General features: G+C 65.0%; 20 protein-coding genes. 6 read left to right on the forward strand and 14 right to left on the reverse strand.

Translation table 11 applies throughout. The features are described 5' to 3' along the window. From ACO1P8_RS14820 to urtA, 13 genes are all read right to left on the reverse strand, one after another. Nucleotides 1-245: TRAP transporter small permease subunit (locus ACO1P8_RS14820; protein ID WP_486296649.1), on the reverse strand; the 245-nt coding region annotated here is incomplete at its 3' end. A gap of 10 nt (nucleotides 246-255) precedes the next feature. Next, complete coding sequence (locus ACO1P8_RS14825) at nucleotides 256-1,356, reverse strand: TRAP transporter substrate-binding protein (RefSeq protein WP_486296650.1); 1,101 nt, start codon at nucleotides 1,354-1,356, stop codon at nucleotides 256-258. An 89-nt stretch (nucleotides 1,357-1,445) separates the two neighbouring features. Next, nucleotides 1,446-3,131 carry a methyl-accepting chemotaxis protein gene (locus tag ACO1P8_RS14830; protein WP_486296651.1) on the reverse strand — a complete coding sequence of 562 codons (1,686 nt, stop codon included), beginning with the start codon at nucleotides 3,129-3,131 and terminating at the stop codon, nucleotides 1,446-1,448. Nucleotides 3,132-3,407: 276 nt separating this feature from the next. Continuing rightward, a complete protein-coding gene (locus tag ACO1P8_RS14835) occupies nucleotides 3,408-3,725 on the reverse strand; it encodes an NIPSNAP family protein (RefSeq protein ID WP_486296652.1) in 318 nt (105 codons plus the stop codon). 62 nt (nucleotides 3,726-3,787) lie between these two features. Next, nucleotides 3,788-4,762: a Bug family tripartite tricarboxylate transporter substrate binding protein gene (locus tag ACO1P8_RS14840; RefSeq protein WP_486296653.1), complete on the reverse strand. Its 975-nt coding sequence runs from the start codon at nucleotides 4,760-4,762 to the stop codon at nucleotides 3,788-3,790. Nucleotides 4,763-4,889: 127 nt separating this feature from the next. Next, nucleotides 4,890-5,792, reverse strand: coding sequence for a helix-turn-helix domain-containing protein (locus ACO1P8_RS14845; RefSeq protein WP_486296654.1), 903 nt, complete (start codon nucleotides 5,790-5,792; stop codon nucleotides 4,890-4,892). Nucleotides 5,793-5,882: 90 nt separating this feature from the next. Then, a complete protein-coding gene (locus ACO1P8_RS14850; RefSeq protein WP_486296655.1) occupies nucleotides 5,883-6,215 on the reverse strand; it encodes an FmdB family zinc ribbon protein in 333 nt (110 codons plus the stop codon). A gap of 30 nt (nucleotides 6,216-6,245) precedes the next feature. Beyond that, nucleotides 6,246-7,475, reverse strand: coding sequence for a formamidase (fmdA, locus tag ACO1P8_RS14855; protein ID WP_486296656.1), 1,230 nt, complete (start codon nucleotides 7,473-7,475; stop codon nucleotides 6,246-6,248). Between the two features lie 25 nt (nucleotides 7,476-7,500). Then, the gene (gene urtE, locus ACO1P8_RS14860) at nucleotides 7,501-8,193 is read right to left on the reverse strand and encodes an urea ABC transporter ATP-binding subunit UrtE (protein ID WP_486296657.1); all 693 of its coding nucleotides are present in this window, start codon (nucleotides 8,191-8,193) and stop codon (nucleotides 7,501-7,503) included. 22 nt (nucleotides 8,194-8,215) lie between these two features. After that, on the reverse strand, nucleotides 8,216-8,989 hold the full coding sequence (urtD, locus tag ACO1P8_RS14865; protein WP_486296658.1) for an urea ABC transporter ATP-binding protein UrtD: 774 nt from the start codon (nucleotides 8,987-8,989) through the stop codon (nucleotides 8,216-8,218). Then, a complete protein-coding gene (gene urtC, locus ACO1P8_RS14870; protein WP_486296690.1) occupies nucleotides 8,986-10,077 on the reverse strand; it encodes an urea ABC transporter permease subunit UrtC in 1,092 nt (363 codons plus the stop codon). The genes urtD and urtC overlap by 4 nt, the downstream gene beginning before the upstream one ends. A gap of 62 nt (nucleotides 10,078-10,139) precedes the next feature. Continuing rightward, nucleotides 10,140-11,057: an urea ABC transporter permease subunit UrtB gene (urtB, locus tag ACO1P8_RS14875; RefSeq protein ID WP_486296659.1), complete on the reverse strand. Its 918-nt coding sequence runs from the start codon at nucleotides 11,055-11,057 to the stop codon at nucleotides 10,140-10,142. An 81-nt stretch (nucleotides 11,058-11,138) separates the two neighbouring features. Next, nucleotides 11,139-12,401: an urea ABC transporter substrate-binding protein gene (urtA, locus tag ACO1P8_RS14880; RefSeq protein ID WP_486296660.1), complete on the reverse strand. Its 1,263-nt coding sequence runs from the start codon at nucleotides 12,399-12,401 to the stop codon at nucleotides 11,139-11,141. Between the two features lie 202 nt (nucleotides 12,402-12,603). Between urtA and ACO1P8_RS14885 the strand changes: the two genes are divergently transcribed. After that, nucleotides 12,604-15,999, forward strand: a complete 3,396-nt coding sequence (locus ACO1P8_RS14885; RefSeq protein ID WP_486296661.1) for an ATP-binding protein — start codon at nucleotides 12,604-12,606, stop codon at nucleotides 15,997-15,999. Then, nucleotides 15,980-16,978, forward strand: a complete 999-nt coding sequence (locus ACO1P8_RS14890) for a response regulator (protein WP_486296662.1) — start codon at nucleotides 15,980-15,982, stop codon at nucleotides 16,976-16,978. Before ACO1P8_RS14885 ends, ACO1P8_RS14890 begins: the two co-directional genes overlap by 20 nt. Nucleotides 16,979-16,988: 10 nt before the next feature. Here the strand turns inward: ACO1P8_RS14890 and ACO1P8_RS14895 are convergent, their stop codons facing one another. Continuing rightward, complete coding sequence (locus ACO1P8_RS14895) at nucleotides 16,989-17,639, reverse strand: nitroreductase family protein (protein ID WP_486296663.1); 651 nt, start codon at nucleotides 17,637-17,639, stop codon at nucleotides 16,989-16,991. 172 nt (nucleotides 17,640-17,811) lie between these two features. Between ACO1P8_RS14895 and cynR the strand changes: the two genes are divergently transcribed. From cynR to ACO1P8_RS14915, 4 genes are all read left to right on the forward strand, one after another. Further along, nucleotides 17,812-18,714, forward strand: a complete 903-nt coding sequence (gene cynR / locus ACO1P8_RS14900; RefSeq protein ID WP_486296664.1) for a transcriptional regulator CynR — start codon at nucleotides 17,812-17,814, stop codon at nucleotides 18,712-18,714. Nucleotides 18,715-18,835: 121 nt separating this feature from the next. Then, a complete protein-coding gene (locus tag ACO1P8_RS14905; protein ID WP_486296665.1) occupies nucleotides 18,836-19,897 on the forward strand; it encodes a Bug family tripartite tricarboxylate transporter substrate binding protein in 1,062 nt (353 codons plus the stop codon). Between the two features lie 21 nt (nucleotides 19,898-19,918). Continuing rightward, nucleotides 19,919-20,938, forward strand: coding sequence for a M14 family metallopeptidase (locus tag ACO1P8_RS14910; RefSeq protein ID WP_486296666.1), 1,020 nt, complete (start codon nucleotides 19,919-19,921; stop codon nucleotides 20,936-20,938). Next, on the forward strand, nucleotides 20,938-22,002 hold the full coding sequence (locus ACO1P8_RS14915) for an Ldh family oxidoreductase (RefSeq protein ID WP_486296667.1): 1,065 nt from the start codon (nucleotides 20,938-20,940) through the stop codon (nucleotides 22,000-22,002). Before ACO1P8_RS14910 ends, ACO1P8_RS14915 begins: the two co-directional genes overlap by 1 nt. Nucleotides 22,003-22,009: the final 7 nt, after the last annotated feature.

Consider the following 22,009-nt stretch of genomic DNA (forward strand, 5'->3'; position numbering starts at 1 on the left):
GACAGGATGTCCACCCGCACGTGCTCGTTCTTCAGCAGCGTATAGCCCGCGGACAACAGGAACATCGCCCCGAACATATACCACTGCAGCTCCAGCCACGCGTTCGAGCTGCTGTGAAAGACCTTGCGCACCACGGCGTTACCGGCGCTGACCAGCACCACCAGCAAGGTCACCCACATCACCGCGCGGCCCACGCGCAGGTTTATCGCGTCGATCAGACGCGATAAGGCAAGTAATGATTTCATTGCTGCTCGCTTACTTGCCGCTGTTGCGCCCTATCGTGCCCATATAGCCGTCGAAGCTGCCGTCCGCCACGCGGAACCAGGGGATCTCGTTATCGCGGAAGGCCACCATGCTGTCGTAGATCTTCTTGAACATGGGGCTCTTGGCGCTCATTTCCTGATAGACCTTCAAGGACTCGGCATAGCAGGCGTCCATCACGGGCTTGGGGAAGGCCCGCAGCTGGGCGCCGTTGGCGATCAGCCGCCGCAGCGCGGCCGGGTTTTCCGCATCGTACTTGGCGATCATGTCATTCGTCGCGGCGGCCGACGCCTGTTCCAGCACGGCCTGGTAGTGCTTGGGCAGCTTGTTGTAGGCGTCCTGGTTCACATACAGCGACACCTGCAGGGTGCCTTCCCACCAGCCGGGGAAGTAATAGTATTTGGCGACCTTGTTGAAGCCCAGCTTCTCGTCGTCGTAGGGGCCGATCCACTCGGCGCCATCGATGGTGCCTTTTTCCAGCGCCGGATAGATATCGCCGCCAGCGATCTGTTGCGGCACCACACCCAGGCGCGACAGGACGGCGCCCGCGAAGGCGCTCATGCGGAACTTCAGGCCCTTCAGGTCATCGACCGACTTGATCTCGTTGCGGAACCAGCCACCCATCTGCGTACCGGTATAGCCGCAGGGGAAGTTGACGACGTTATACGTCTTGAACAGTTCGCGCAGCAGCTTCAGGCCATCGCCGTGCCGCATCCACGCATTCATCTGGCGCGTGTTCAGGCCGAAGGGCACCGCGGCGTCGAAGCTCAGCGCGGGGTCCTTGCCGAAGTAGTAGTAGGAGGCGCTGTGCCCGCACTCCACCGTGCCGTTCTGCACGCCGTCGAGCACCTGCAGCGCGGGGACGATTTCGCCAGCGGGAAAGGCGCGAATGCTGAATTTGCCGCCCGTGGCCTCGCCCACGTATTTCGCCAGGTTCTCGCCGCCGCTGTAGATCGCGTCGGCGCTGCGCGGGAAGCTGGAGGCCAGGCGCCAATTGATCGTCGGGGATTCCTGGGCAAAAACGGGGGAAGCGAGGGTGGCGCCACCGGCGGCGGCGCCCAGGGTGGCCTTTTTCAGGAAGGAACGGCGTTGCATTGCGGATGTCTCCCGGGTGTAGGAATGAACGGAGCTCGCAGCGCCGCCCGGGTAGGGCGGGCGCGAATAGGAATTGTGGAGGGCAGCTTTCAAACAACTGCCGTTTGGGTCGCCATCTTAAGGGCGAGAGCGCCGGGCTGCGCTTGCGGATAACCCTTAATGATTGTTACGGCACCACCATTTTGCTGCATTGCAACAGACGAAGGGCCGCCATCATCCAGCCGGAAAACCTGCATGGTTTCGTGCGTGCTCCGTGCCAGGCCTTCCAGCGAAACGGCAGCCCCGGCCACCTGCTCGACCAGTTCGGCGTTCTGCTGCGTAATGCTATCCAATTGGGCAACGGCCGCATTGACCTGCGAGATCCCGGCGAGCTGCTCTCTCGACGCCTCGGTGATTTCGCCGATCAGCGCATTCACCTCCTGCACGCTGCCCAGCACGTCGGCCATGGTCTTGCGGGCGACCGCCGTCCTTTCGCTGCCCTCCGCCACTTTCACGCCGGATTCGTCGATCAGGTGGCGGATCTCTTTCGCCGCATGGGCGCTGCGTTGGGCCAGCGAACGCACCTCTCCCGCCACCACGGCAAAACCACGCCCCTCTTCCCCGGCGCGCGCGGCCTCGACGGCGGCGTTCAATGCGAGGATATTCGTCTGGAAGGCGATGCTGTCGATGACTTGCGTGATCTCGCTGATGCGCCGCGACGATTCCAGCATCCCCTGCATGGTCGCGCCGACTTCCTCGACGGCGCGTGCGCCACGCTCCGCGACCTCGCTGGTCCGCGCCGACAGTTGGCTTACCCGCTGCGCGGACTCGGCCGCCAGGCCCACCGTACCGGTAATCTGCTCCATCGACGCGGCCGTCTGCTGGACGTTGCCGGCCTGCGTTTCGGTGCGCTCGGAAAGATGCGCGTTGCCCTGGGCGATTTCCGCGGTCCCGGTCACGATATCCTGGCTTTGGTCGCGCGCGTCGCGCACCACGGAGCCCACGTTGATGCGCAGCTGTCCGAGCGCCGCCTGCAATTCGCCCAGTTCATCGCCGCGCGTCCTCTCCAGCGGCTGCGTAAGGTCTCCCGCGGCCAGGCGATAGGCGGCGGCCAGCACGTCGTCCAGCGGCGCCGCCACGCTGCGGCGCAGGAACCCCCACGCGGCCACGATCAGCACCAGGCGCAACAGCCACGCGCCAGCTTCCCACGCCACCGCGTCGGCCGGCATCAGGCGGTCGATCGCCAGGAAACACAGCATCAACAGCGTCAGCAGCGTCGTCAGCTTGCCCACCACGCCCAGCCGTGCCATTTCCGCCATCCGGCCCGCCAGCGTGCGCTTCACCCGCCGGCCGTTGGCCAGGGTGTGAACCCGCCGTCCGGCTTGCGCCTCGTCGCGCATGACGGCATAAAGCGCTTCCGCCTCCTCGACCTGTTCTTGCGTGGCTTCGGTGCGCACCGACATATAACCGACGGGCTCGCCATCCTTGAGCATCGGCGTCGCGTTGGCCATCACCCAGTAGTAGTCGCCATTCTTGCGGCGATTCTTGACCGGCGCGGACCATGGGCGGCCGGAGGAAATCGTCGCCCACATATCCCGGAAGGCCTCTTCCGGCATGTCGGGGTGGCGGATCACGTTATGGGGTTTGCCCAGCAGCTCCTCCTTCGAAAAGCCGCTGACTTCGAGGAAGGCGGGATTGCAGTAAAGGATTCTCCCCTTGGCGTCCGTCGTGGAAACCAGGGTGCGTCCACGAGGGAACGGATATTCCTTGTCCGAGACGGGAAGGTTCACGCGCATATCTTCAGCTGTTCCAGTGAGTGTTGCTTATCGACCGCCTGCTTCGGAACGCTGACAAGGCCATCTTGCTTATCGGTATCCCCGCCGCCTCCCGCAGTCGGCTCATTCTGGCTCCTATCGGGCCATCATCCCTTGCGTTTTATCAAATTGTAAGCAATGTCTGTATGAATAGGACAGAATGCAAGGCCGGCCGGCGGGATGTCCCCGCCGGCCGGCCTTGAAAACAAGGGATGGCAGCGCGCGCGCCCTTCTCCGGGCCTCCGCGGGCCCGCAGTGTCAGGACCTGAAAAAGGCCGTCGGCGTCATCAAGCGGTTTTCCTGGCTGACCAGGTAGGCCGCCTCCGCGCTGCGGGACAGATATGCCGCCCAGTCCGGATCCTTCTGCAGCGCCTGGCGCCTGGACTCGCGGTCGGCCGCGCTTTCATAGACCCAGATGTGCATATAGCTGTTGACGTTGCCGGCATCCGTCTGCAGGTAGGCCAGCGGCGTGCCGAGGTGGCGGCTTTGGACGGCGTAGCCGTGCTCCGCATAGAGCGCCAGATGCTTTTTCAGTGTGCCGGGGCGGCAAGTGTAGGTACGTACGTCGTAAAGCATGGATCGTCCTCGAAAAGCAGAAGGAAAATGTTCCGGACCGTCGCGAGGCGGTCGCGCCAGGACTAGTCGGCGCTTGCGCCGGATTGTGTAACCAGGGTCCGCCAACGCACGACGTCGTCCTGGACGTAGCGCTGGAATGCCGCATGGCCGTCGCCGATCGGATCCGCCCCCAGTCCCTTCAGCTTGGCCTGCACATCGGGATCCCGCACCGACGCGACGATGGCGCGCGAAAGTTCGTCGACGACCGGCTGCGGTGTATCGGCCGGTGCGAACAGGCCGAACCAGGAACGCGCATCGATCTGCTTGAAAGCGGTTTCCGCGAACGCCGGCACCTCGGGCAAGGCATCGCTGCGACGATCGCCGGACAGGGCCAATGCCTTCAACCTGCCGCCCTTTACCTGCGAGAGGACCTCCGGAAGATTGGCGAACATCAGTTGCACCTGTCCGCCCATGACGTCGTTCAGCGCCTGTGCGCCGCCCTTGTAAGGCACATGCGTCATCTGCCGGCCGGCCAGCACATTGAATTGCGCCCCGGCAAGATGCGCCGCGGTGCCCGTGCCGCCCGAGGCATAGTTCACGCGGCTTCCATTGGCCTTCGCATAGGCGGCCAGCTCGGCGGGCGTGGACGCGGGTACGGCCGGGTTGACCACCAGCAGCAGCGGTACCGATGCCAGGTTGGACAGGCCGACGAAATCGCGCGTCAGGCTGTAGTCCAGGTGGCGGTACAACGACGCATTGATGGCATGGCTGGACGTCGCCATCAGCAAGGTATAGCCATCCGGCTGGGACCGCGCGACCAAGGCGGCGCCGATATTGCCGTTCGCGCCCGCCTTGTTCTCCACCACCACCGGCTGCTTCAGCCGCACCGCCACGGCTTGCGCCACGGTGCGTGCGATCACATCCGTGGCGCCGCCCGGCCCGAAAGGCACGATGACCCGTATCGGATGATCGGGATAATCCGCCAGCGCCGGCGCAGCCACCGTCCCCACCAGGGCAAGCGCGCCCAGGCGCGCGGCCAATTCCTTCCATTTCTTCATTGTCGTCTCCCAGGTTTTCTTATTCGGCGGGCCGCGCGTTCATGCCATGTTTCGGTGGATGCACTTTACGCAATACCGTTCCGCGGGCGTTAGGACAGTTCGCCCCTTGTATTGGACTTTTTCCCGCTCAGTCCAAGGCCCGCGCGTACCTCCGGCGGAAGTCTCCTGGGGTGCACCGCGTGTGCTTCTTGAAGAACCGCGTGAAATAGGCCGGGTCGTCGAAGTTCAGCCTGAAGGCGATCTCGGCGATGCCGAGTCCGGTGTTGCTGAGAAGCCGCTTGGCCTCCAGAGCGATGCGTTCCTGGACCATCTGGCTGGCGGTCCGTCCGACGGTGCGCTTGACCGCCTCGTTGAGTTGGCGCTCGCTGACATGCAGCGCCTCCGCGTACTGCCGGATCGCGGTGTAGGCCAGGTAATGGGATTCGATCAACAGCGAAAAGCGCTTGGTCAGCGCATAACGGGGGCCGGAAATCGCCCCGCGCTCTTCCGCGGAATACAGCCGGCGCAAACGTGTCAGCAGAATCAGCAGGTACGACCGCACGATATCGAAGCGCCCCGGCTGCCGGGCGCGCGTTTCGGCCTCGATTTCCGCCAGCAAGGGGAGCAGCGCGTCGTGCTCGCCGCGCGACAGGTACATCACCGGCGCGTCGCGGTTCAAATGGAAGAACGGAAACTGGGCGATGTCATCGGCGCGCGGAAACATGTGCGCGAAGAACGCCGTGCTGATATTCAGGACGTAGCCGTGCGGCTTGACCGTGGAGGTCCACGCGTGGATCTGTCCGGGCGACAGGAAAAAAACCGAACAATCACGCACGTCGAAGGTTTGGAAATCCAGCATGTGCGAACCTTCGGCGCGCGTCATCCACAGCAAGTGATAGTAATTGTGGCGATGGGGAAAGCCGCGCGGAATGTCGTCGCGGTCCTGCAGCCTGACCAGATCGAAATAAAAGGCATCTTCCGCGCCCGCGAAGTCCGACGTCTCGAAAACCGGGAAGTCGGCCTGTTCCAGGCGGTCCAGGGCTGTCGTCACGCGTTGTCTCCGCTATCGCCGCACCCGTCTTTGCAGCGTGCCGCCGCCATTGTAGGCGGCCGGAGACCCGCGACTACCCAGGCCAGCGCGTCAGTGGCTGATCATCCACGGACGGCTGTCGACAAAGGTCTTGCCGCCGTCGGCGGTCTTGCGCGTCTTGCCGGCGGACCTGCCGCCGCCGCAGCAGCCGCAATTCATGCCATGGCCGGCGCGGGTCGCGCGCGGTTCATGGGCGTTGCGCTCGTTGGCGGCGCGGGCGCGATTGACCGCCGAGGACAGCGCCCCCAGGGCGGGCGCGCCCGCCACGATGCGGGCCGAGGCCGCGCCACAATCCGGACAGGACGCGGGGTCGCGCCATTGCGCCAGCGGCCGCATGGCGGCGAAGTCGCCACATTGCGCGCAGGAATAGTCGTACAAGGGCATGGCGTTCTCCAGGATAGGCCTCGTGGAAGATCAAAGGTCGGGCGACAACGGCATATCGACGCCGCCGGCGACCGCCTTCACCGGGCCGCTGGCCGAGGGCTGGATGTCGAACTCGAAGATTTCGGTTGGCAGCCAGAGCGTGGCGCAGGCATTGGGGATATCCACGACCCCGCTGATATGGCCCTGCACCGGCGCGGTTCCCAGGATGGAATACGCCTGCGCGCCGGAGTAGCCGAACTTCTTCAGATACTCGATGGCATTCAGGCAGGCCTGCCGATAGGCGATATGCACGTCCAGGTAATGCTGGCGTCCCCCCTCGTCCACCGAAATACCCTCGAAAATCAGGTAGTCCTTGTAGTTCGGCGTGATCGGACTGGGCTTGAAGATCGGATTGCGGATGCCGTATTTGTCCATCCCGCCCTTGATCAGCGAAACCCGCATATGGATCCAACCCGCCATTTCGATGGCGCCGCAGAAGGTGATCTCTCCATCGCCTTGCGAAAAATGCAGATCGCCCACCGACAGGCCACCGCCCTTGACGTAGACCGGGAAGAATACCCGTGAGCCGCGCGACAGGTCCTTGATATCGCAATTGCCGCCATGCTCGCGCGGCGGCACCGTGCGCGCGCCTTCGGCCGCCGCCTTGTCGCGCGCCGCGCCCTGTAGCTTGCCCATGTGAGCGGTGTGCGGCGCTGGCGGATTCGCCAGCGGCGGGACACGCGCGGGATCGGAGTCGATCAGCGCCTGCTCGCGCTTGTTCCAGGTGTCCAGCATCGCCTGGTCGGGAAGGCAGCCGATCAGGCCGGGATGGATCAGGCCGGCGAAGCGCACCCCGGGGATATGACGCGACCTGGTGAACATGCCCTCGAAGTCCCAGATGGATTTCTGAGCTTGCGGGAAGTGTTCCGTCAGGAAGCCGCCGCCGTTCTTCTTGCTGAAGAAGCCGTTGAAGCCCCACAGGCTGTCCTGTTTGGCCCCGATATCGAGGAAGTCGACAACCAGCAGGTCGCCCGGTTCGGCGCCCTCTACGCCGACGGGACCGGACAGGAAATGCACCGTGGACAGGTCCACATCCCGCACGTCGTCGGCGCTGTCGTCATTCTTGATCGCGCCGCCGGTCCAGTCGTAGGTTTCCAGCACGAAGTCATCGCCGGGCTTGACCCATGCCGCCATGGGAATGTCGGGATGCCAGCGGTTATGGATGCTTTCGTTTTCGTATGGCGACTGGGCGAGATCGACCTTGATCAGGGTATCGGGCATGGCATGCTCCTTTGGGTGATGGAACCTAGACGGACAGATAACGGCTGATGGTTTGTTCATCGACCTGGCCGCGCAGGTCCTCATGCACGAAGCGGCCCTTGTCGATGACGATCAGCCGGTCGGCGATCTGCATGGTGAAACTGAGCACCTGTTCGGAAACGACGATGGCCAGGTCCTTCAGCTTGCGGATCTCCAGCAGCGTTCGCGCGATGTCCTTGATGATCGACGGCTGTATGCCCTCGGTGGGCTCGTCCAGCATCAGCACCTTCGGGCCGGTCACCAGCGCCCGCGCGATCGCCAACTGCTGCTGCTGGCCGCCGGAAAGATCCCCGCCCCGGCGCCGGCGCATCTCGTGCAGCACAGGGAACAGGGCGAACACCTCGTCGGGGATGGGATCGCGCAGCGCCCGGCCCGGCAAACCGGTGCGGATATTCTCTTCCACCGTCAGGGTGGGAAAAATCATGCGGCCCTGCGGCACATAGGCCACGCCGCTGCGCACGCGCTGGAAGGTCTGCAAGGCGGTGATGTCCGTGCCGTCGATGCTGACCTTGCCCTGCATCGACGGCAGCACGCCCATCATGGTCTTGAACAGCGTGGTCTTGCCCATGCCGTTGCGTCCCATGACGGCGACGATCTCGCCCCTGGCCACGCTCAGGTCCACGCCGTGGATCACGCGGCTTTGTCCATACCCGGATACCAGGCCCGAAACATTCAACATGCGGATTCTCCTGCGCGCGCGCTCAATGACCCAGATAGACTTCAATGACACGAGGATCGGACTGGACCTTGTCCATCGGCCCCTCGGCCAGCACCTTGCCCTGGTGCAGCACCGTCACCTTGTGCGCGATGTTCTTGACGAATTCCATGTCATGTTCGATGACGATCATCGAGCGGTCCTTGCTGATGCGATTGAGCAGCTCGGCCGTTTTTTCGCGTTCCGATACGCTCATGCCCGCAACCGGCTCGTCGAGCATCATCAATTCCGGCTCCTGCATCAGCAGCATGCCTATTTCCAGCCACTGCTTCTGCCCATGCGACAGCAGTTCGGCCGAGTGCTCCAGCATGTCGGCCAGGAAAATATCGCAAGCCACCTGCTCGACGCGCTCGATCACGTCGGCGGTGCGGCGAAACGCCAACGCACCGAAGACGCTGCGCCCGCGCGGAAACGACACTTCGAGGTTCTCCCGCACCGTCAGGGTTTCGTAGATCGACGGCGTCTGGAATTTGCGGCCCACGCCGGCTCGCACGATCTCGTGCTCGGCCATGCGGGTCAGCTCCGTATCCTTGAAGCGGATGGAGCCCGCGGTCGCCTTGGTGCGGCCGCAGATCAGGTCCAGCACCGTGGTCTTTCCCGCGCCGTTCGGCCCGATGACGACGCGCAGCTCGCCCTTGTCCACGTACAGGTTCAGATCGTTCACCGCGACGAAGCCATTGAAGGACACCGTCAGGCCCTCGACGTACAGGGCGAATTCCTGCGCGGCGGCCGGCCGCGCGTTCATCAGGGGCGGATTCATGCGACCTCCGTGTGGGACGCGGCCTTGGGCGGCACGGCTTGGGCGCGCGGTCCCCGGCGCAGCCGTGGCTGCACGTATTGGGTATACAGGCCGGCCAGCCCGTTGGGAAAGGCCATGACGACGGCGATGAAAAGCCCGCCCATCAGGAACAGCCACAGCTGCGGAAAGCTTTCGGAAAAGTAGCTCTTGCCGAAGTTCACCAGCAGCGTTCCGTAGACCGCGCCCAGCAGCGAAAGGCGCCCGCCCACCGCCGCGAAGATCACCATTTCGATGGAGGGGACGATACCCACGAAGGACGGCGACATGAAGCCCACCTGCAGGGTGAACATGGCCCCGCCGATGGCGGAGAAGACCGCCGCCACGCAGAATACGAATATCTTGAAGCCCGCCACGTCGTAGCCGGAGAAGCGCACCCGTTCCTCTTTGTCCCGCATGGCCACCAGCAGCTTCCCCAGTTTGGACGAGAGCAGGAACCTGCCGAACAGCAGGCAGGCGAACAACAGCGCGCCGTTGACGAAGTACAGGATGACGCGCGCCGAATCGGTGCGGATATCCCAGCCCAGCAGGGTTTTCAGGTCCGTGATGCCGTTGACGCCGCCGGTCAGCCCTTGCTGGCCGATGATCAGTACGGAAAGGATCAGCGCAATCGCCTGCGTGACGATGGCGAAATAGGTATCGCCCACGCGGCGCTTGAACATCGCCACGCCGATCACGAGCGCCAGCAGCGCCGGCACCACGGGCACGGCAATCAGCGTGAACAGGAAGCTCTTGAACGGCACCCAGAACCACGGCAGCGACGTGATCTGGTTCCAGTCCATGAAATCCGGGATGCCGGGCGTGGATTGGATTTTCGTGGCTTCGACGGTGGATGCTTCCAGCTTCAGGAACATCGCCATGCAATAGCCGCCTATGCCGAAGAACACGCCCTGCCCCAGGCTGAGTATCCCGCCGTATCCCCAGCACAGCACGAGCCCCAGCGCCACGAAGGCGTAGGTCAGGTACTTGCCGACCAGGTTCAGGCGGAAGCTGTCCAGCAGCAGCGGAAAGACCAGGAAAACCAGCGCGGCCAGGACGGCCAGGCCGATCATGCCCTGGCGTCCGCCCAATACATTCTTGTAGATGAGTTTCACGTTCGAGCTCCTGGACCTGCTTATTTGCGGACTTTGATCGTGAACAATCCCTGCGGGCGCAGCATCAGGATGATCACCACGGCGGACAAGGTCAGCACCTTGGCCATGGAGCCCGTCAGGAAAAACTCCGACACGGACTGCGTCTGGGCGATAACGAAGGCCGACGCGATCGTGCCGTAAAGACTGGCTGCGCCGCCGAAGACCACGGTAAGGAAGGTATCGACGATGTACAGCGATCCGCTGGTCGGGCCCGTGGAGCCGATGGTGGTGAAAGCCGCGCCGGCGATGCCCGCGATCCCGCATCCCAGGGCGAAGGTCACCCGGTCCACTTTCCTCGTGTCGATGCCCACGGCCCCGCTCATGACGCGGTTCTGCATCGTCGCCCGCACGTGCAGGCCCCAACTGGAGCGAAACAGCGCCAGCAGCAATCCGACCGTCAGGATCGCCGTGATCGACATGACGATCAGCCCGTTGATGGGGATATCCACGCCCGGCAGCGGCTGCACCGAACCCATCAGCCAATCGGGCAGTGTCGGGCTGACTTCGCGCGGACCGAAGATCGAACGCAGCGCCTGCTGCAACACCAGCGACAGACCCCAGGTGGCGAGCAGGGTATCCAGGGGGCGGCGATACAGGTGGCGGATCATCAGCCATTCGGTCAGCCAGCCCAGCGCGAAGGTCACCGCGAAGGCCGCGGCAATGGCCAGGAAGAAGTAATAGGGCATGACCGCGGGCGCATACTGCTGCGTCAGTTCCGAGAACAGGCAGGTCGTATAGGCGCCGATCGCGAGGAATTCCCCATGCGCCATGTTGATGACACCCATCTGTCCGAAGATGATGGCCAGGCCCAGCGCCATGAGCAGCAGGACGCTGAACACCGACAGGCCATTGAAGCCCTGCATCAGAAGAATGGCGCCAAGATCGGAGAAGGATTCCATGGGCGAGCCTTTGCGTGGGAAAAGCGGGACCGCGCCGCCCTCGGGCCGGGGCCCGGCGGGCGGCGCCTGCCGTGGACCGGATTACTGGTAACCCTCGGGGAAGGGATCCGGCTTGATCAGGTCGGGCGTCTGGTAAACCACATCGAACTGCCCGTCCTTGCGGATCTGCCCTACGCGCGTACGGCTCCACAGGTGATGGTTCGGGTCCACCTTGACGTAGCCTTCGGGCGCCTGCTTGAACTCCAGGTTGGGCGAGGCCGCCACCACTTTGTCCACATCGAAGCTCTGGGCTTTTTCCACGGCCATCTTCCATAGCCAGGGGCCCAGATAAGCGGCCTGGGTGACGTCGCCGATCACCGCGTTCGGGCCGTACTTCGCCTTGAACGCGGCAACGAACTTCTTGTTGTTCTCGTTGTCCAGGCTTTGGAAATACTTCATGCAGGACCAGAAACCTTCGGCGTTTTCGCCGCCTATTCCCAGCAGTTCGTCTTCCGTCACCGAGATGGTCAGGAGCTTCTGCTTCTGCGCCGTCACGCCGGCCGCCTTCAGCTGCTTGTAGAACGACACGTTGCTGCCGCCGACCACGTCGGCGAATACCACGTCGGGCTTTTTCAGCTTGATCTTGTTGATCAGCGAACCGAATTGGGTATGGCCCAGCGGGTAGTATTCCTCGCCCACCACTTCGCCCTTGAGCACGTGTTCGATGTGCTTGCGGGCGATCTTGTTGGAGGTGCGCGGCCAGATATAGTCGGAACCGACCAGGTAGAAAGTCTTGGCCTTCTTCTCCTTGGCCAGCCAGTTCAGGCTGGCCAGGATCTGCTGCGTGGCCTCCTGGCCGGTATAGAAGACATTCTTGGACTGCTCCAGGCCCTCATAGAAGGTCGGGTAGTACAGCAGGCCGTTTTCCTTTTCGAACACCGGCAGCACGGCCTTGCGCGAGGCCGACGTCCAGCAGCCGAACACCGTGGCCACCTTGTCGCTGACCAGCAGCTTGCGGGCCTTCTCGGCGAAGGTAGGCCAGTCCGACGCGCCGTCTTCCTGGATGATCTTGATCTGGCGCCCCAGGATGCCGCCCATGGCGTTGATCTGCTCGATGGCCAGTCGCTCGGCCTGGATGGAGCCGGTTTCGCTGATGGCCATGGTGCCGGTGGCCGAATGCAACTGTCCCACCGTCACTTCCGTATCGGTTACGGCCAACCCCGTGGTATTGACGGCGGCCGTCGCCGGGCCCGCGGCGCGGCCCAGCCCGGGGATGCCGATCAGCGGCAGCGACGCCAGCGCCAGCGCCGCGCGGCGCCGGGCGGGCGAGGCGGGGTCTTGTTCAAAAGGGGGTTTGCGAGACATCGAACGCTCCTTGCGGATGAGACGCTTCAGGGAAAAACCCGATGCCGCGACCGCTATCGCGCGGTGCCGCATCCGGGGGTTCGATGCGATACTAGGTACCCATACCGCACTGCAACATACGTTGATTGACGTAGTGGCTGTTACGTCGCCAGGCGGTACAAACGCGGCATACGTCGAATGACGCATACCGGAGATTCCAAGCGTGGATGCTGGCGCACCTCAACGCATCGTCAAGATACGGCGCGACTACAACACCTGGGTTGCCAACGAGACCCTGGAGGACTACGCCCTGCGGTTCACGCCCGTGTCGTTCCGTAAATGGTCGGAATTTCGCGTCGCCAATACCGCCCTCGGGGCGGTGTCCTTCCTGGCACTGGAGGCCATCGGCGGCGCCCTGGCGCTGAACTACGGCTTCGACAATGCGTTCTGGGCCATCGTCGCCGTGTCCATCCTGGTGTTCTTCACCGGCCTGCCGATCGCCTACTACGCCGCGCGGCATGGCCTGGACATGGACCTGCTGACCCGCGGCGCGGGCTTCGGATATATCGGCTCGACCATCACGTCGCTGATCTACGCGTCCTTCACCTTCATCTTCTTCGCGCTGGAAGCGGCCATCATGGCGCTGGCGATCGAAGTCTGCACCGGGCTGCCGCTGTGGCTGGGCTACATGGCCTGCGCGATTGTCATCATCCCATTGGTTACCTACGGCATCACACTGGTGAACCGGCTGCAGTCATGGACGCAGCCGGTGTGGCTGACGCTCCTGGTGCTGCCCTACGCGTTCATCCTGTTCCAGGACCCGGGCGCGCTGCGCGGCCTGATGGATTTCCCCGGCCGCCACGGCGGTGGCGGGCACTTCGATCTGCTGCTGTTCGGCGCCGGCGCGGCCGTGGCCGCGTCGCTGATCACGCAGATCGGCGAACAAGTGGATTTCCTGCGCTTTCTGCCGGAAAAGACGGCCGGCAACCGCGGCCGTTGGTGGATCGCCCTGCTGTGCGCGGGGCCGGGATGGATCGTTCCCGGGGCGGCCAAGATGCTGGGCGGCGCCTTCCTGGCCTGGCTCGCGCTGCAGCACGGCGTCCTCGCCGCCAAGGCGGCCGACCCCACCAAGATGTACCTGCACGCGTTCGGCTATGTTTTCTCGCATCCGGGCGGGGCGGTCGCCGCCATGACGGCGTTCGTCGTCATTTCGCAGGTCAAGATCAATGTGACGAACGCCTATGCGGGTTCGCTGGCGTGGTCGAACTTCTTCGCGCGCATCACGCACAGTCATCCGGGCCGCGTAGTCTGGCTGGTGTTCAACGTGCTGATCGCCATCGGCCTGATGGAAATGGGCGTGTTCGACGCGCTGGAGCACGTACTGGCCATGTTCGCCCACGTCGCGATCGCCTGGATCGGCTCGCTGGTGGCCGATCTGGTGATCAATAAGCCCCTGGGGCTAAGCCCGCGGGGAATCGAGTTCCGGCGCGCCTACCTGTACGACATCAATCCCGTGGGCGTGGGCGGCATGCTGATCGCGCTGGCAACCGCCTTCATCGCCTACAGCGGTGTGATCGGGGCCACGGCCCAGGCGCTATCGCCTTTTATCACCCTGGCCGCCACGTTCATCGCCGTCCCGGCGATCGCCTGGGCCACTCGCGGCCGCTACTACCTGGCCCGCCAGCCGCACGCCCTGCATGCCCATGGCGCCGGCCTGAGCTGCGTCATCTGCGCCAAGGCGTTCGAGCCTCAGGACATGGCGCACTGCCCCGCCTACAACGGCGCCATCTGTTCGCTGTGCTGCACGCTCGACGCGCGCTGCCAGGATCGCTGCAAGACCGGCTCGCGCCTGCAGGACCAGCTTGGCGACGCGCTGCGGCGCATATTGCCGGGCGCGGCGACACCCCTGTTCCATAACCGCCTCGCCCATTACCTTGTCATCCTCGGGATGATAGCCGGCCTGTTCGGGGCCATCCTGGCGCTGATCTACTACCAGGAAGCGGTGACCTTCGGCCAGGCCGGCGCGAACATCGCCGTGCTGCGCGCCACCTTCCTGAAACTGTTCGCCGCCCTGCTGCTGGTCGGCGGAGTGGCCGCGTGGTGGCTGGTGCTGACCAACGAAAGCCGCCAGGTCGCCCAGGAAGAATCGGACCGCCAGACCCACCTGCTGTTGCGGGAAATCGAAGCCCACCGCCAGACCGACGCGCAACTGCAGAAGGCCAAAGAGTCCGCGGAGGCGGCCAATCTGGCCAAGAGCCGGTTTATGGGCGGAATGAGCCACGAACTGCGCGCGCCCTTGAACAGCATCCTGGGCTATGCGCAGATACTGCAGCGCGACACCGCCATCCCGCCGAACCGGCGCGAAGCGATCGACGTCATCCATCGCAGCGGCAAGCATCTGATCGGCCTGATCGACGGGCTGCTGGACATCGCGCGTATCGAGGCCGGCAAGCTGCGCCTGGAGAACGGCGAGCTGCGCCTGCCGGAATTCCTGGAACAGATCGTCAAGATGTTCCAGCCCCAGACCGCGCTGAAGGGCCTGCGCTTCGACTACGAAGTCGCCGCCAATCTTCCCAGGATCGTCCACATCGACGAAAAGCGGCTGCGCCAGATACTGATCAACCTGCTGAGCAATGCGGTGAAATTCACCCGCGTGGGCCACGTGGCGCTGCGCGTGCGCTACGCCGCGGACATGGTGCAGATGGAAGTGGAGGACAGCGGCGCCGGTATCCCGGCCGACGATCTGGATCGCATCTTCATGCCTTTCGAGCGCAGTTGGGCCGCGGCGGATCACGCCGATACGGGGACCGGACTCGGCCTGACGATCTGCCGCATGCTCACCGGCATCATGGGCGGCGAACTGACCGTCCGCAGCGAGGTAGACCGCGGCAGCGCATTCACCCTTAAGCTTTTCCTGCCCGAGGTACGCTCGCCGCGCGGCGATACGCAGCCGGCGGCGTCCATCGTCGGGTATGCGGGCGAGCGGCGCGCCGTCCTGGTGGTGGACGACCAGCCGTCGCAGCGCCGGATCCTGCGCGACATGCTGCAACCGCTGGGCTTCGACGTGCTCGAAGCCGGCAGCGGGCAGGAATGCCTGGCCTGCGTGCATACCCTGCGCCCCGCCCTGATCCTGATGGATATCACCATGCCGGGCCTGCCCGGGTGGGAGGTGTGCCGTCTGCTGCGCGACCAGGGCGTGGGTGCCCCGGTCATCATCGTATCGGCCAACGCCTATGGCGTGGACCCCAAAGAGGCGGTCCAATGCGGACTGACCGACTGGCTCGTCAAACCTGTCCTTCTGGACGAATTGGTGGCGAAGATCGGCCTGCATCTTCGCCTGGACTGGATCCTGCGACCGGCCGCCGTGCCCCCGCACGTCCCCGCGACCGCCCTGCACGACGTCCCCCTGGACCGCGAGGACGCGGAGTCCCTGCTGGAATTGGGGGCCATGGGATACATCAAGGGCATTTCAGCCCGGCTGGACGAAATCCGGGCACGCGCCCCACATGCGGCGCCGCTGGCCGACCGGCTCGGCGCGCTGGTCCAGGACTTCCGACTGGCCGAATACAACGCCTTGCTCAAGGAACACATACAGCACCATGCCGCGGCCCTCCGATAAGAACCTGGTTCTACTGGTGGACGACACACCGGACAACCTGAAAATGCTATCCGACGCCCTCGACGACGCCGGATACATGGTGGTGGTCGCCACCGACGGTCTGTCGGCGCTGGAAAGGCTGGACTATGTGGTCCCCGATATCGTGCTGCTCGATGCGGTGATGCCCGGCCTGGACGGCTTCGAAACCTGCCGGCGCATGAAGGCACACCCCGCCGCCAGCCATGTACCGGTGGTCTTCATGACTGGCCTGACCGAGCCGGAGGACGTGGTGCGGGGCTTCCGCGCCGGCGGGATCGACTATGTCGTCAAGCCGCTGGATACCGACGTGGTGCTGGCGCGCCTGCAGGCCCACCTGCGCAATGCCCGCATGATGTCGGTCGCGATCAACGCCATGGACGCGGTGGCGAATGCGGTCGTGGTGCTGGACGAGGCCGGCGCGGTGACGTGGAAAACAGCCAAGGCACGCCTCTGGCTGGCGGAATATTTCGGCCGCGATGAGCCCGGACGGGATCTGCCCGCGCCGCTGGCGGCCTGGGTCGCGCAACAACTATCCCGCACCGGCACCCCCAGCGGCAACGATGCCGGTGACGCTGCCGACGCGGCCGGCGGGGATCCTCCGGACTTCGTGCGGCAAGCAGGCGACCGCCAGTTGCGTGTGCGCCTGACGGCGTCGCGCAAGGCGGGCGAATACGTATTGCTCATGGACGAGCGCTGCGCGCCGGCCGATCCGGCGTCCAGCCTGGCGGCCACCTACCAGCTGACCGCGCGCGAGCGCGAGGTGCTGATCTGGCTGGCCAAGGGGAAGACCAACCGCGACATCAGCGACATACTCGGAATGAGCCCGCGAACCGTCAACAAGCACCTGGAACACGTTTATGTGAAGCTGGGCGTGGAAACAAGAGCCGCCGCCACGGCGCTGGCCTTGACCCATATGCACGCGACGCTTTTCACCGACACGGCGGCCCAGGCCAAACGTTAAGCCGCTTCTCCTAGGACCGGCCCGGATACCCCACGGTCTGCGCGAGTATCGGCACTTCATCCTCGTTCAGCGATAGGGCCTCCGCCAGCAAGCGCGGAGATATCCACCCGCGCACCACGCTGGCCAGGCCGGCCGAGGCGCAATACAGCGCCACGTTCTGGGCAATGGCCCCGGCCGTCACGGCGGAAAACCGGTCGCGTTGCTGGACGGGCATTTCCAGCAGCCGCGAGGTCTGCACCACGTAGACCAGATCCAGCGGTGCCTGGCCGACGAAGTCCTGGTAACCGGTCTGCCCCCGCGCATCCACCGCATGCTTGAGTACCAATTGGTGTTTGGCTGGATCGTAACGGTAGACACCATCCGCAAGCGCGACGTAGATATCGATCTCGTTGAAGGCGTGAGGCGATGGCGCGGTCCGCCCCCCCGTCACGGGCCTGTTGATGCCGTCCGCCGCCCACAGCAGTTCGCCGAGCGTGGCGGTCGGCAGCGGCCTGGGCGCGAACTCGCGGCAACTGGCGCGGCGGCCCAGAGCCTCCATCAACGGCACGCCGGCCTGCCGCGAGGGTGGGTCCAGCGCGATGGTATGAGGGGGCGCCTGCTTGACCGCTTTCAACGGAAGGGCCACCGCCGGTTTGTAGGTAAGAAGTTGCGCTTCGCTCATATCCGACTCCCTTCGCAAGGTTGCCATGCCGATCGCGCGCCGCCGCCGCCGCCGCGCTGCATCCCGCTTTTGAAGTTAGCGTGAACGTCTCCCGGCCTATTGATATAGATCAGGCAACGGGCATTCTTCGCGCCCTATCGCGGGCGGCGGGCTGGCCGGTATGATCCTCGCCATGGAACTTCGACACCTGCGCTACTTCCTTGCCATCTGCGAAGCAAAGAGCTTTTCCCGCGCGGCCGACCGGCTGCACGTCACGCAGCCCACCTTGTCGCATCAGATCCAACAACTGGAGGAAGAACTCGGCACCCGGCTGCTGGAGCGGCGCGGCGCGCGCACCGAGCCGACTGCCGCCGGCGAAGTGTTCCGCGCCCATGCGGCCCAGGCCATGCAGGACGTTGCCGCCGGCGTGATGGCGGTTCACGAACTGGAAGGCCTGATACGCGGCAATCTGTCGGTCGCGGTCTTCCATTCGTTTTCGAACACGCGGTTGCCGGCGGTCTTCGCGGATTATGCGTCCCGCTATCCCGGCGTGCGGATCGTCGCGCGCCAGCTGTCCCGGGACGATATGGAAAAGGAACTGCTGAGCGGCCGGCTGGATTGCGCCATCGGCTACCTGGAACCGGCGGATGACGGGCAGATCGAATCGCAGACCCTCTTCGACGAAGCCCTGGTACTCGTGGTCGGTGCGCGCCATCCCTGGGCCGCGCGACGCAGCATTGCGATGAAACGATTGGCCGAACTGTCCCTGGTCCTGCTCACCCCCGAATTCGGCGCGCGCGCATACCTGGATGATTATTTCGCCGGTATCGGCGCAACGCCCCATATCGTGCTGGAAATGAACGCCATCGATCCCATCCTGGCGACCATACGCGACACCGCCCTGGCCACCGTCCTGCCCCAAGGCGCGGTAGGCGATACAAGACGCGTCAAGGCCGTGCGCCTGACCGATCCCGTGCCCAAGCGCCGTGCGGCGATCCTCTGGCGCCGGCACGGGACGCGCTCGGCGGCGGCGCAACGGCTGGCAGAGATGTTGATGGCCGAATACGCCGACCGCGGCGCCGGCAGACCGCTATAACTGCCATCGATAGGCCGTATCGAAATAAATCATTTGATCTATGGGCTTCCACCGCCGCAGAATGAATTCCGCCACATCATGAGCCCATAGGGCCGCCGGCGAAATTTCAAGGGGAAGTGCCATGATTCTGTTTGCAGCGGCCCGCACAGGGCCGGGCAGCCGCTCGGCTGTCCAATCCGCCAATCCGCTCATGCGCGCAAGGGTAAAACTGCGCGGCCTGATCAACGTCATTCTGATGGCCTCGGCCGCCGCCGGAATCCTGGCCGCGACACCCGCCGCGGCGCAGGACTGGCCCAACCGGCCGATCCGGATGTTGATCCCGTTTCCACCGGGCGGCGTGTCGGACGTGATGGGCCGCTTCTGGGCACAGAAGCTGTCCGAAGCCCTGAAAACGTCCGTCGTCGTGGAAAACCGGCCCGGCGCGGGCACCACGATCGCCGCCGGCATCGTTGCCAAGGCGGCGCCCGACGGCTACACGCTGTACTTCGCGGACGTCACGACGCACGCCATCAACGCCACCCTCTACAAATCCCTGCCGTTCAAGAGTGATAAGGATTTCACGGATATCGCGCTGCTGGCGGCGGCGCCGCTGGCCCTGGTCATACCGCCCGACGTACCGGCCGCCAACCTGCAGCAGTTCATCGCATTGGCCAAGGCGAAGCCGGGCCACCTGAACTACGCGTCGTCGGGCAACGGCACCATCCTGCACCTGGCCGGCGAGACGCTCAAGCGCATGGCCGGCATCGACATGGTGCATGTCCCGTACAAGGGCAGCTCCGATGCGGTGATGGCGACACTGGGCGGCCAGGCTTCGGCGACCTTTTCGGCGCTGCCGCCCGCCTTGCCGCAGATCCGCACCGGCAAGCTGCGGGCCCTGGGGGTTACGTCGACGACGCCCAACGAGACGCTGCCCGGCGTGCCGCCCATCGCCGCGACGCTGCCGGGCTTCGACATGGTCCTGTACTCGGGGATCCTGGGCCCGGCGGGCATGCCGCCGGAGATCGTCGATCGTATCAATGCCGCGGTAAGCGGCGTACTGAAGGAATCCGCGACGCGTCAGTTCTACGACAGCGTCGGCGCCGACCCGGTCGATATCAGCCCGGCCGCATTCACGGCACGGATGACATCGCTGATCGCGGAAATGGGCACGGCCGTGCGCGATTCCGGCGCGGTGATCAACTGACAATGGAGAGAGAGTCGCATCATGCCTAAAGAAAATATCCTGCGTATCGCCGGGCTGGAAGTCCAGCCGGGACAACGCGCGTCCACCCTGTTGCATATCACGCGTACGCTGCGCGGGGATCTGGCCGTGCCTGTCCACGTGATCAACGGCGCCCATCCCGGCAAGGTATTCGCCGTGCTGTGCAGCGTGCATGGCGACGAGGCGATGCCGCTGCTGTCGGCGATGCAGCTATGGCGCGAGACGGATCCGGCCTCGATGCGAGGCGCCCTGGTGATCCTGCCGGTATGCAATCCGCTGGCCTTCTCGGACTTTCGCCGCGAAAGCGCGGAGCAGCGGGAAAACACCGACCTGCACCGCTGCTTTCCGGGCAACGCGCGCGGCTCGGTGACCGAGATGATCGCGCGCGTCCTGACGGACCAGGTACTGGACCATGTCGATGCGTTGTGCGACATGCACTCGGGAGGACAGGGCGGCCGCATACACCAGCGCGCCGACCTGAACGAGGACGCCACCGGCCAGGTACGCGAGGCCAGCCTGGAACTGTGCCGGGTATTCGGTACCGGCGTGGTCCATGTGAACTTCCTGCCGCCCTCCACCGCTGTGGGCTATCTGAACAGCACAGGCCGCGCCGCGGCCGGCGTCGAGATCGGCGGCACCTACATGAGCGGCCCCATGACCGACGAATTCCAGGCGCGCGTGGTGCGCGGCCTGCGTAACCAGATGAAGTCGCTGGGCATCCTGGATGGCGAACCGGAACTGCAAGGCAGGCAGTACCTGTTCACGCGCAAGGAACGCAAGGAATCGAATCCGACACGAGGCGGCTATGTCGTCTCGCTGGCCAATCGCGTGGAAGACCTGGGCCGGCGCGTCGCCAAGGGCGAGAAGCTCGGCTCGGTCGTGGACCCCTATACCCTGGAGGAATCCGAATCGCTGGCCGCGCCCTGCGACGGCATTCTTTTCTTCAGCCGCATGTCGGGGCCCGCGGAGGCCGGCGCCAAGGGCTATGCGATCGCCGATGCGGCCGGATTGCGGGAGATCTGATGCCGACCGACCATCCAGCCACGCGCTACCCCGCCGCGCGTCTGCATGAGTTCAGCGCGGCGGCCCTGCGATCGCTGGACGTCCCCCCGGACCACGCCGCGCTCGTCGCGGACTGCCTGGTGGCGGCCAGCCTGCACGGCGTCGACACGCACGGTATGGCGCGGCTGCCGACCTATCTGCGCCGCCTCGCGCAAGGCGCGATCAACGCGCGCGGGCAGCCGCGCGTGGCTCGCGAATTCGCCGCGACAGCGGTGGTCGATGGCGACAATGCCCTCGGACCGCTGGCGGGCCATATGGGCATGCGCGAGGCGATCGAGCGCGCGCGCCGCTTCGGCGTCGGCTATGTCGCCGTACGCGCCAGCAACCATTTTTCGTATGCCGCCTGGTACTGCGAGCAGGCCGCGGCGCAGGGCATGATGGGTTTGTGCTCGTCCGGCGGCGAACCCACGGTGGCGCCCTGGGGCGGCAGGCAGGCCTTCTTTACCAACAGCCCGTTGGCGTTCGCGGCGCCCACCAGCACTGACCCATTGGTCGTTGACCTGGCCACCAGCGTGAGCTCGCGCGGGAACATACTGCTGGCGGAATTGCTGGGACAGCCGATTCCCGCCGACTGGGCGCTGGACGCGGACGGCCAGCCCACGACCGATCCCGCCCTGGCGTTGAAAGGATCCGTCCTGCCCATGGGAGGCGCCAAGGGATATGCATTGATCGTCGCGCTGGAAGTGCTGAACAGCGTGCTGGCCGACGGCGCCATGGCGCCCGACGTGAAATCGCAAGCGGCGCAGGATGGCCTGCCGGCCGGCGTCCCGCATTGCTTCATCGCCATCCATCCCGAAGCGATGATGGAGCGCGGTGCCTATCTGGCCCGTATCGATGCGCTCCTGGAACGCACGCGCGCGGCGCCGCGCGCCGATCCGGAGCACCCCATCCGGCTGCCGGGTGAACGGCGGCGGCAGATCGCCGCCGAGCGCGCGGCCGCCGGCATTCCCTTGCCCGCCAAACTCGTCGATGAATTGCGCGCGGCGGCGCAGCGCTATGCCGCGCCGGCCGCGCCCCTGCTGTAAGGGCGTG

Source organism: Bordetella sp. (assembly GCF_057362025.1).

What these genes read in the sequence shown, in the direction of transcription:
- ACO1P8_RS14835 (WP_486296652.1), bottom strand. Translation starts at nt 3,725, where the DNA reads ATGCTTTACGACGTACGTACCTACACTTGCCGCCCCGGCACACTGAAA.
- fmdA (WP_486296656.1), bottom strand. Translation starts at nt 7,475, where the DNA reads ATGCCCGATACCCTGATCAAGGTCGATCTCGCCCAGTCGCCATACGAA.
- ACO1P8_RS14840 (WP_486296653.1), bottom strand. Translation starts at nt 4,762, where the DNA reads ATGAAGAAATGGAAGGAATTGGCCGCGCGCCTGGGCGCGCTTGCCCTG.
- ACO1P8_RS14895 (WP_486296663.1), bottom strand. Translation starts at nt 17,639, where the DNA reads ATGAGCGAAGCGCAACTTCTTACCTACAAACCGGCGGTGGCCCTTCCG.
- urtA (WP_486296660.1), bottom strand. Translation starts at nt 12,401, where the DNA reads ATGTCTCGCAAACCCCCTTTTGAACAAGACCCCGCCTCGCCCGCCCGG.
- urtD (WP_486296658.1), bottom strand. Translation starts at nt 8,989, where the DNA reads ATGAATCCGCCCCTGATGAACGCGCGGCCGGCCGCCGCGCAGGAATTC.
- urtE (WP_486296657.1), bottom strand. Translation starts at nt 8,193, where the DNA reads ATGTTGAATGTTTCGGGCCTGGTATCCGGGTATGGACAAAGCCGCGTG.
- ACO1P8_RS14905 (WP_486296665.1), top strand. Translation starts at nt 18,836, where the DNA reads ATGATTCTGTTTGCAGCGGCCCGCACAGGGCCGGGCAGCCGCTCGGCT.
- ACO1P8_RS14850 (WP_486296655.1), bottom strand. Translation starts at nt 6,215, where the DNA reads ATGCCCTTGTACGACTATTCCTGCGCGCAATGTGGCGACTTCGCCGCC.
- ACO1P8_RS14890 (WP_486296662.1), top strand. Translation starts at nt 15,980, where the DNA reads ATGCCGCGGCCCTCCGATAAGAACCTGGTTCTACTGGTGGACGACACA.
- ACO1P8_RS14915 (WP_486296667.1), top strand. Translation starts at nt 20,938, where the DNA reads ATGCCGACCGACCATCCAGCCACGCGCTACCCCGCCGCGCGTCTGCAT.
- urtC (WP_486296690.1), bottom strand. Translation starts at nt 10,077, where the DNA reads ATGATCGGCCTGGCCGTCCTGGCCGCGCTGGTTTTCCTGGTCTTTCCG.
- ACO1P8_RS14825 (WP_486296650.1), bottom strand. Translation starts at nt 1,356, where the DNA reads ATGCAACGCCGTTCCTTCCTGAAAAAGGCCACCCTGGGCGCCGCCGCC.
- cynR (WP_486296664.1), top strand. Translation starts at nt 17,812, where the DNA reads ATGGAACTTCGACACCTGCGCTACTTCCTTGCCATCTGCGAAGCAAAG.
- ACO1P8_RS14910 (WP_486296666.1), top strand. Translation starts at nt 19,919, where the DNA reads ATGCCTAAAGAAAATATCCTGCGTATCGCCGGGCTGGAAGTCCAGCCG.
- urtB (WP_486296659.1), bottom strand. Translation starts at nt 11,057, where the DNA reads ATGGAATCCTTCTCCGATCTTGGCGCCATTCTTCTGATGCAGGGCTTC.
- ACO1P8_RS14830 (WP_486296651.1), bottom strand. Translation starts at nt 3,131, where the DNA reads ATGCGCGTGAACCTTCCCGTCTCGGACAAGGAATATCCGTTCCCTCGT.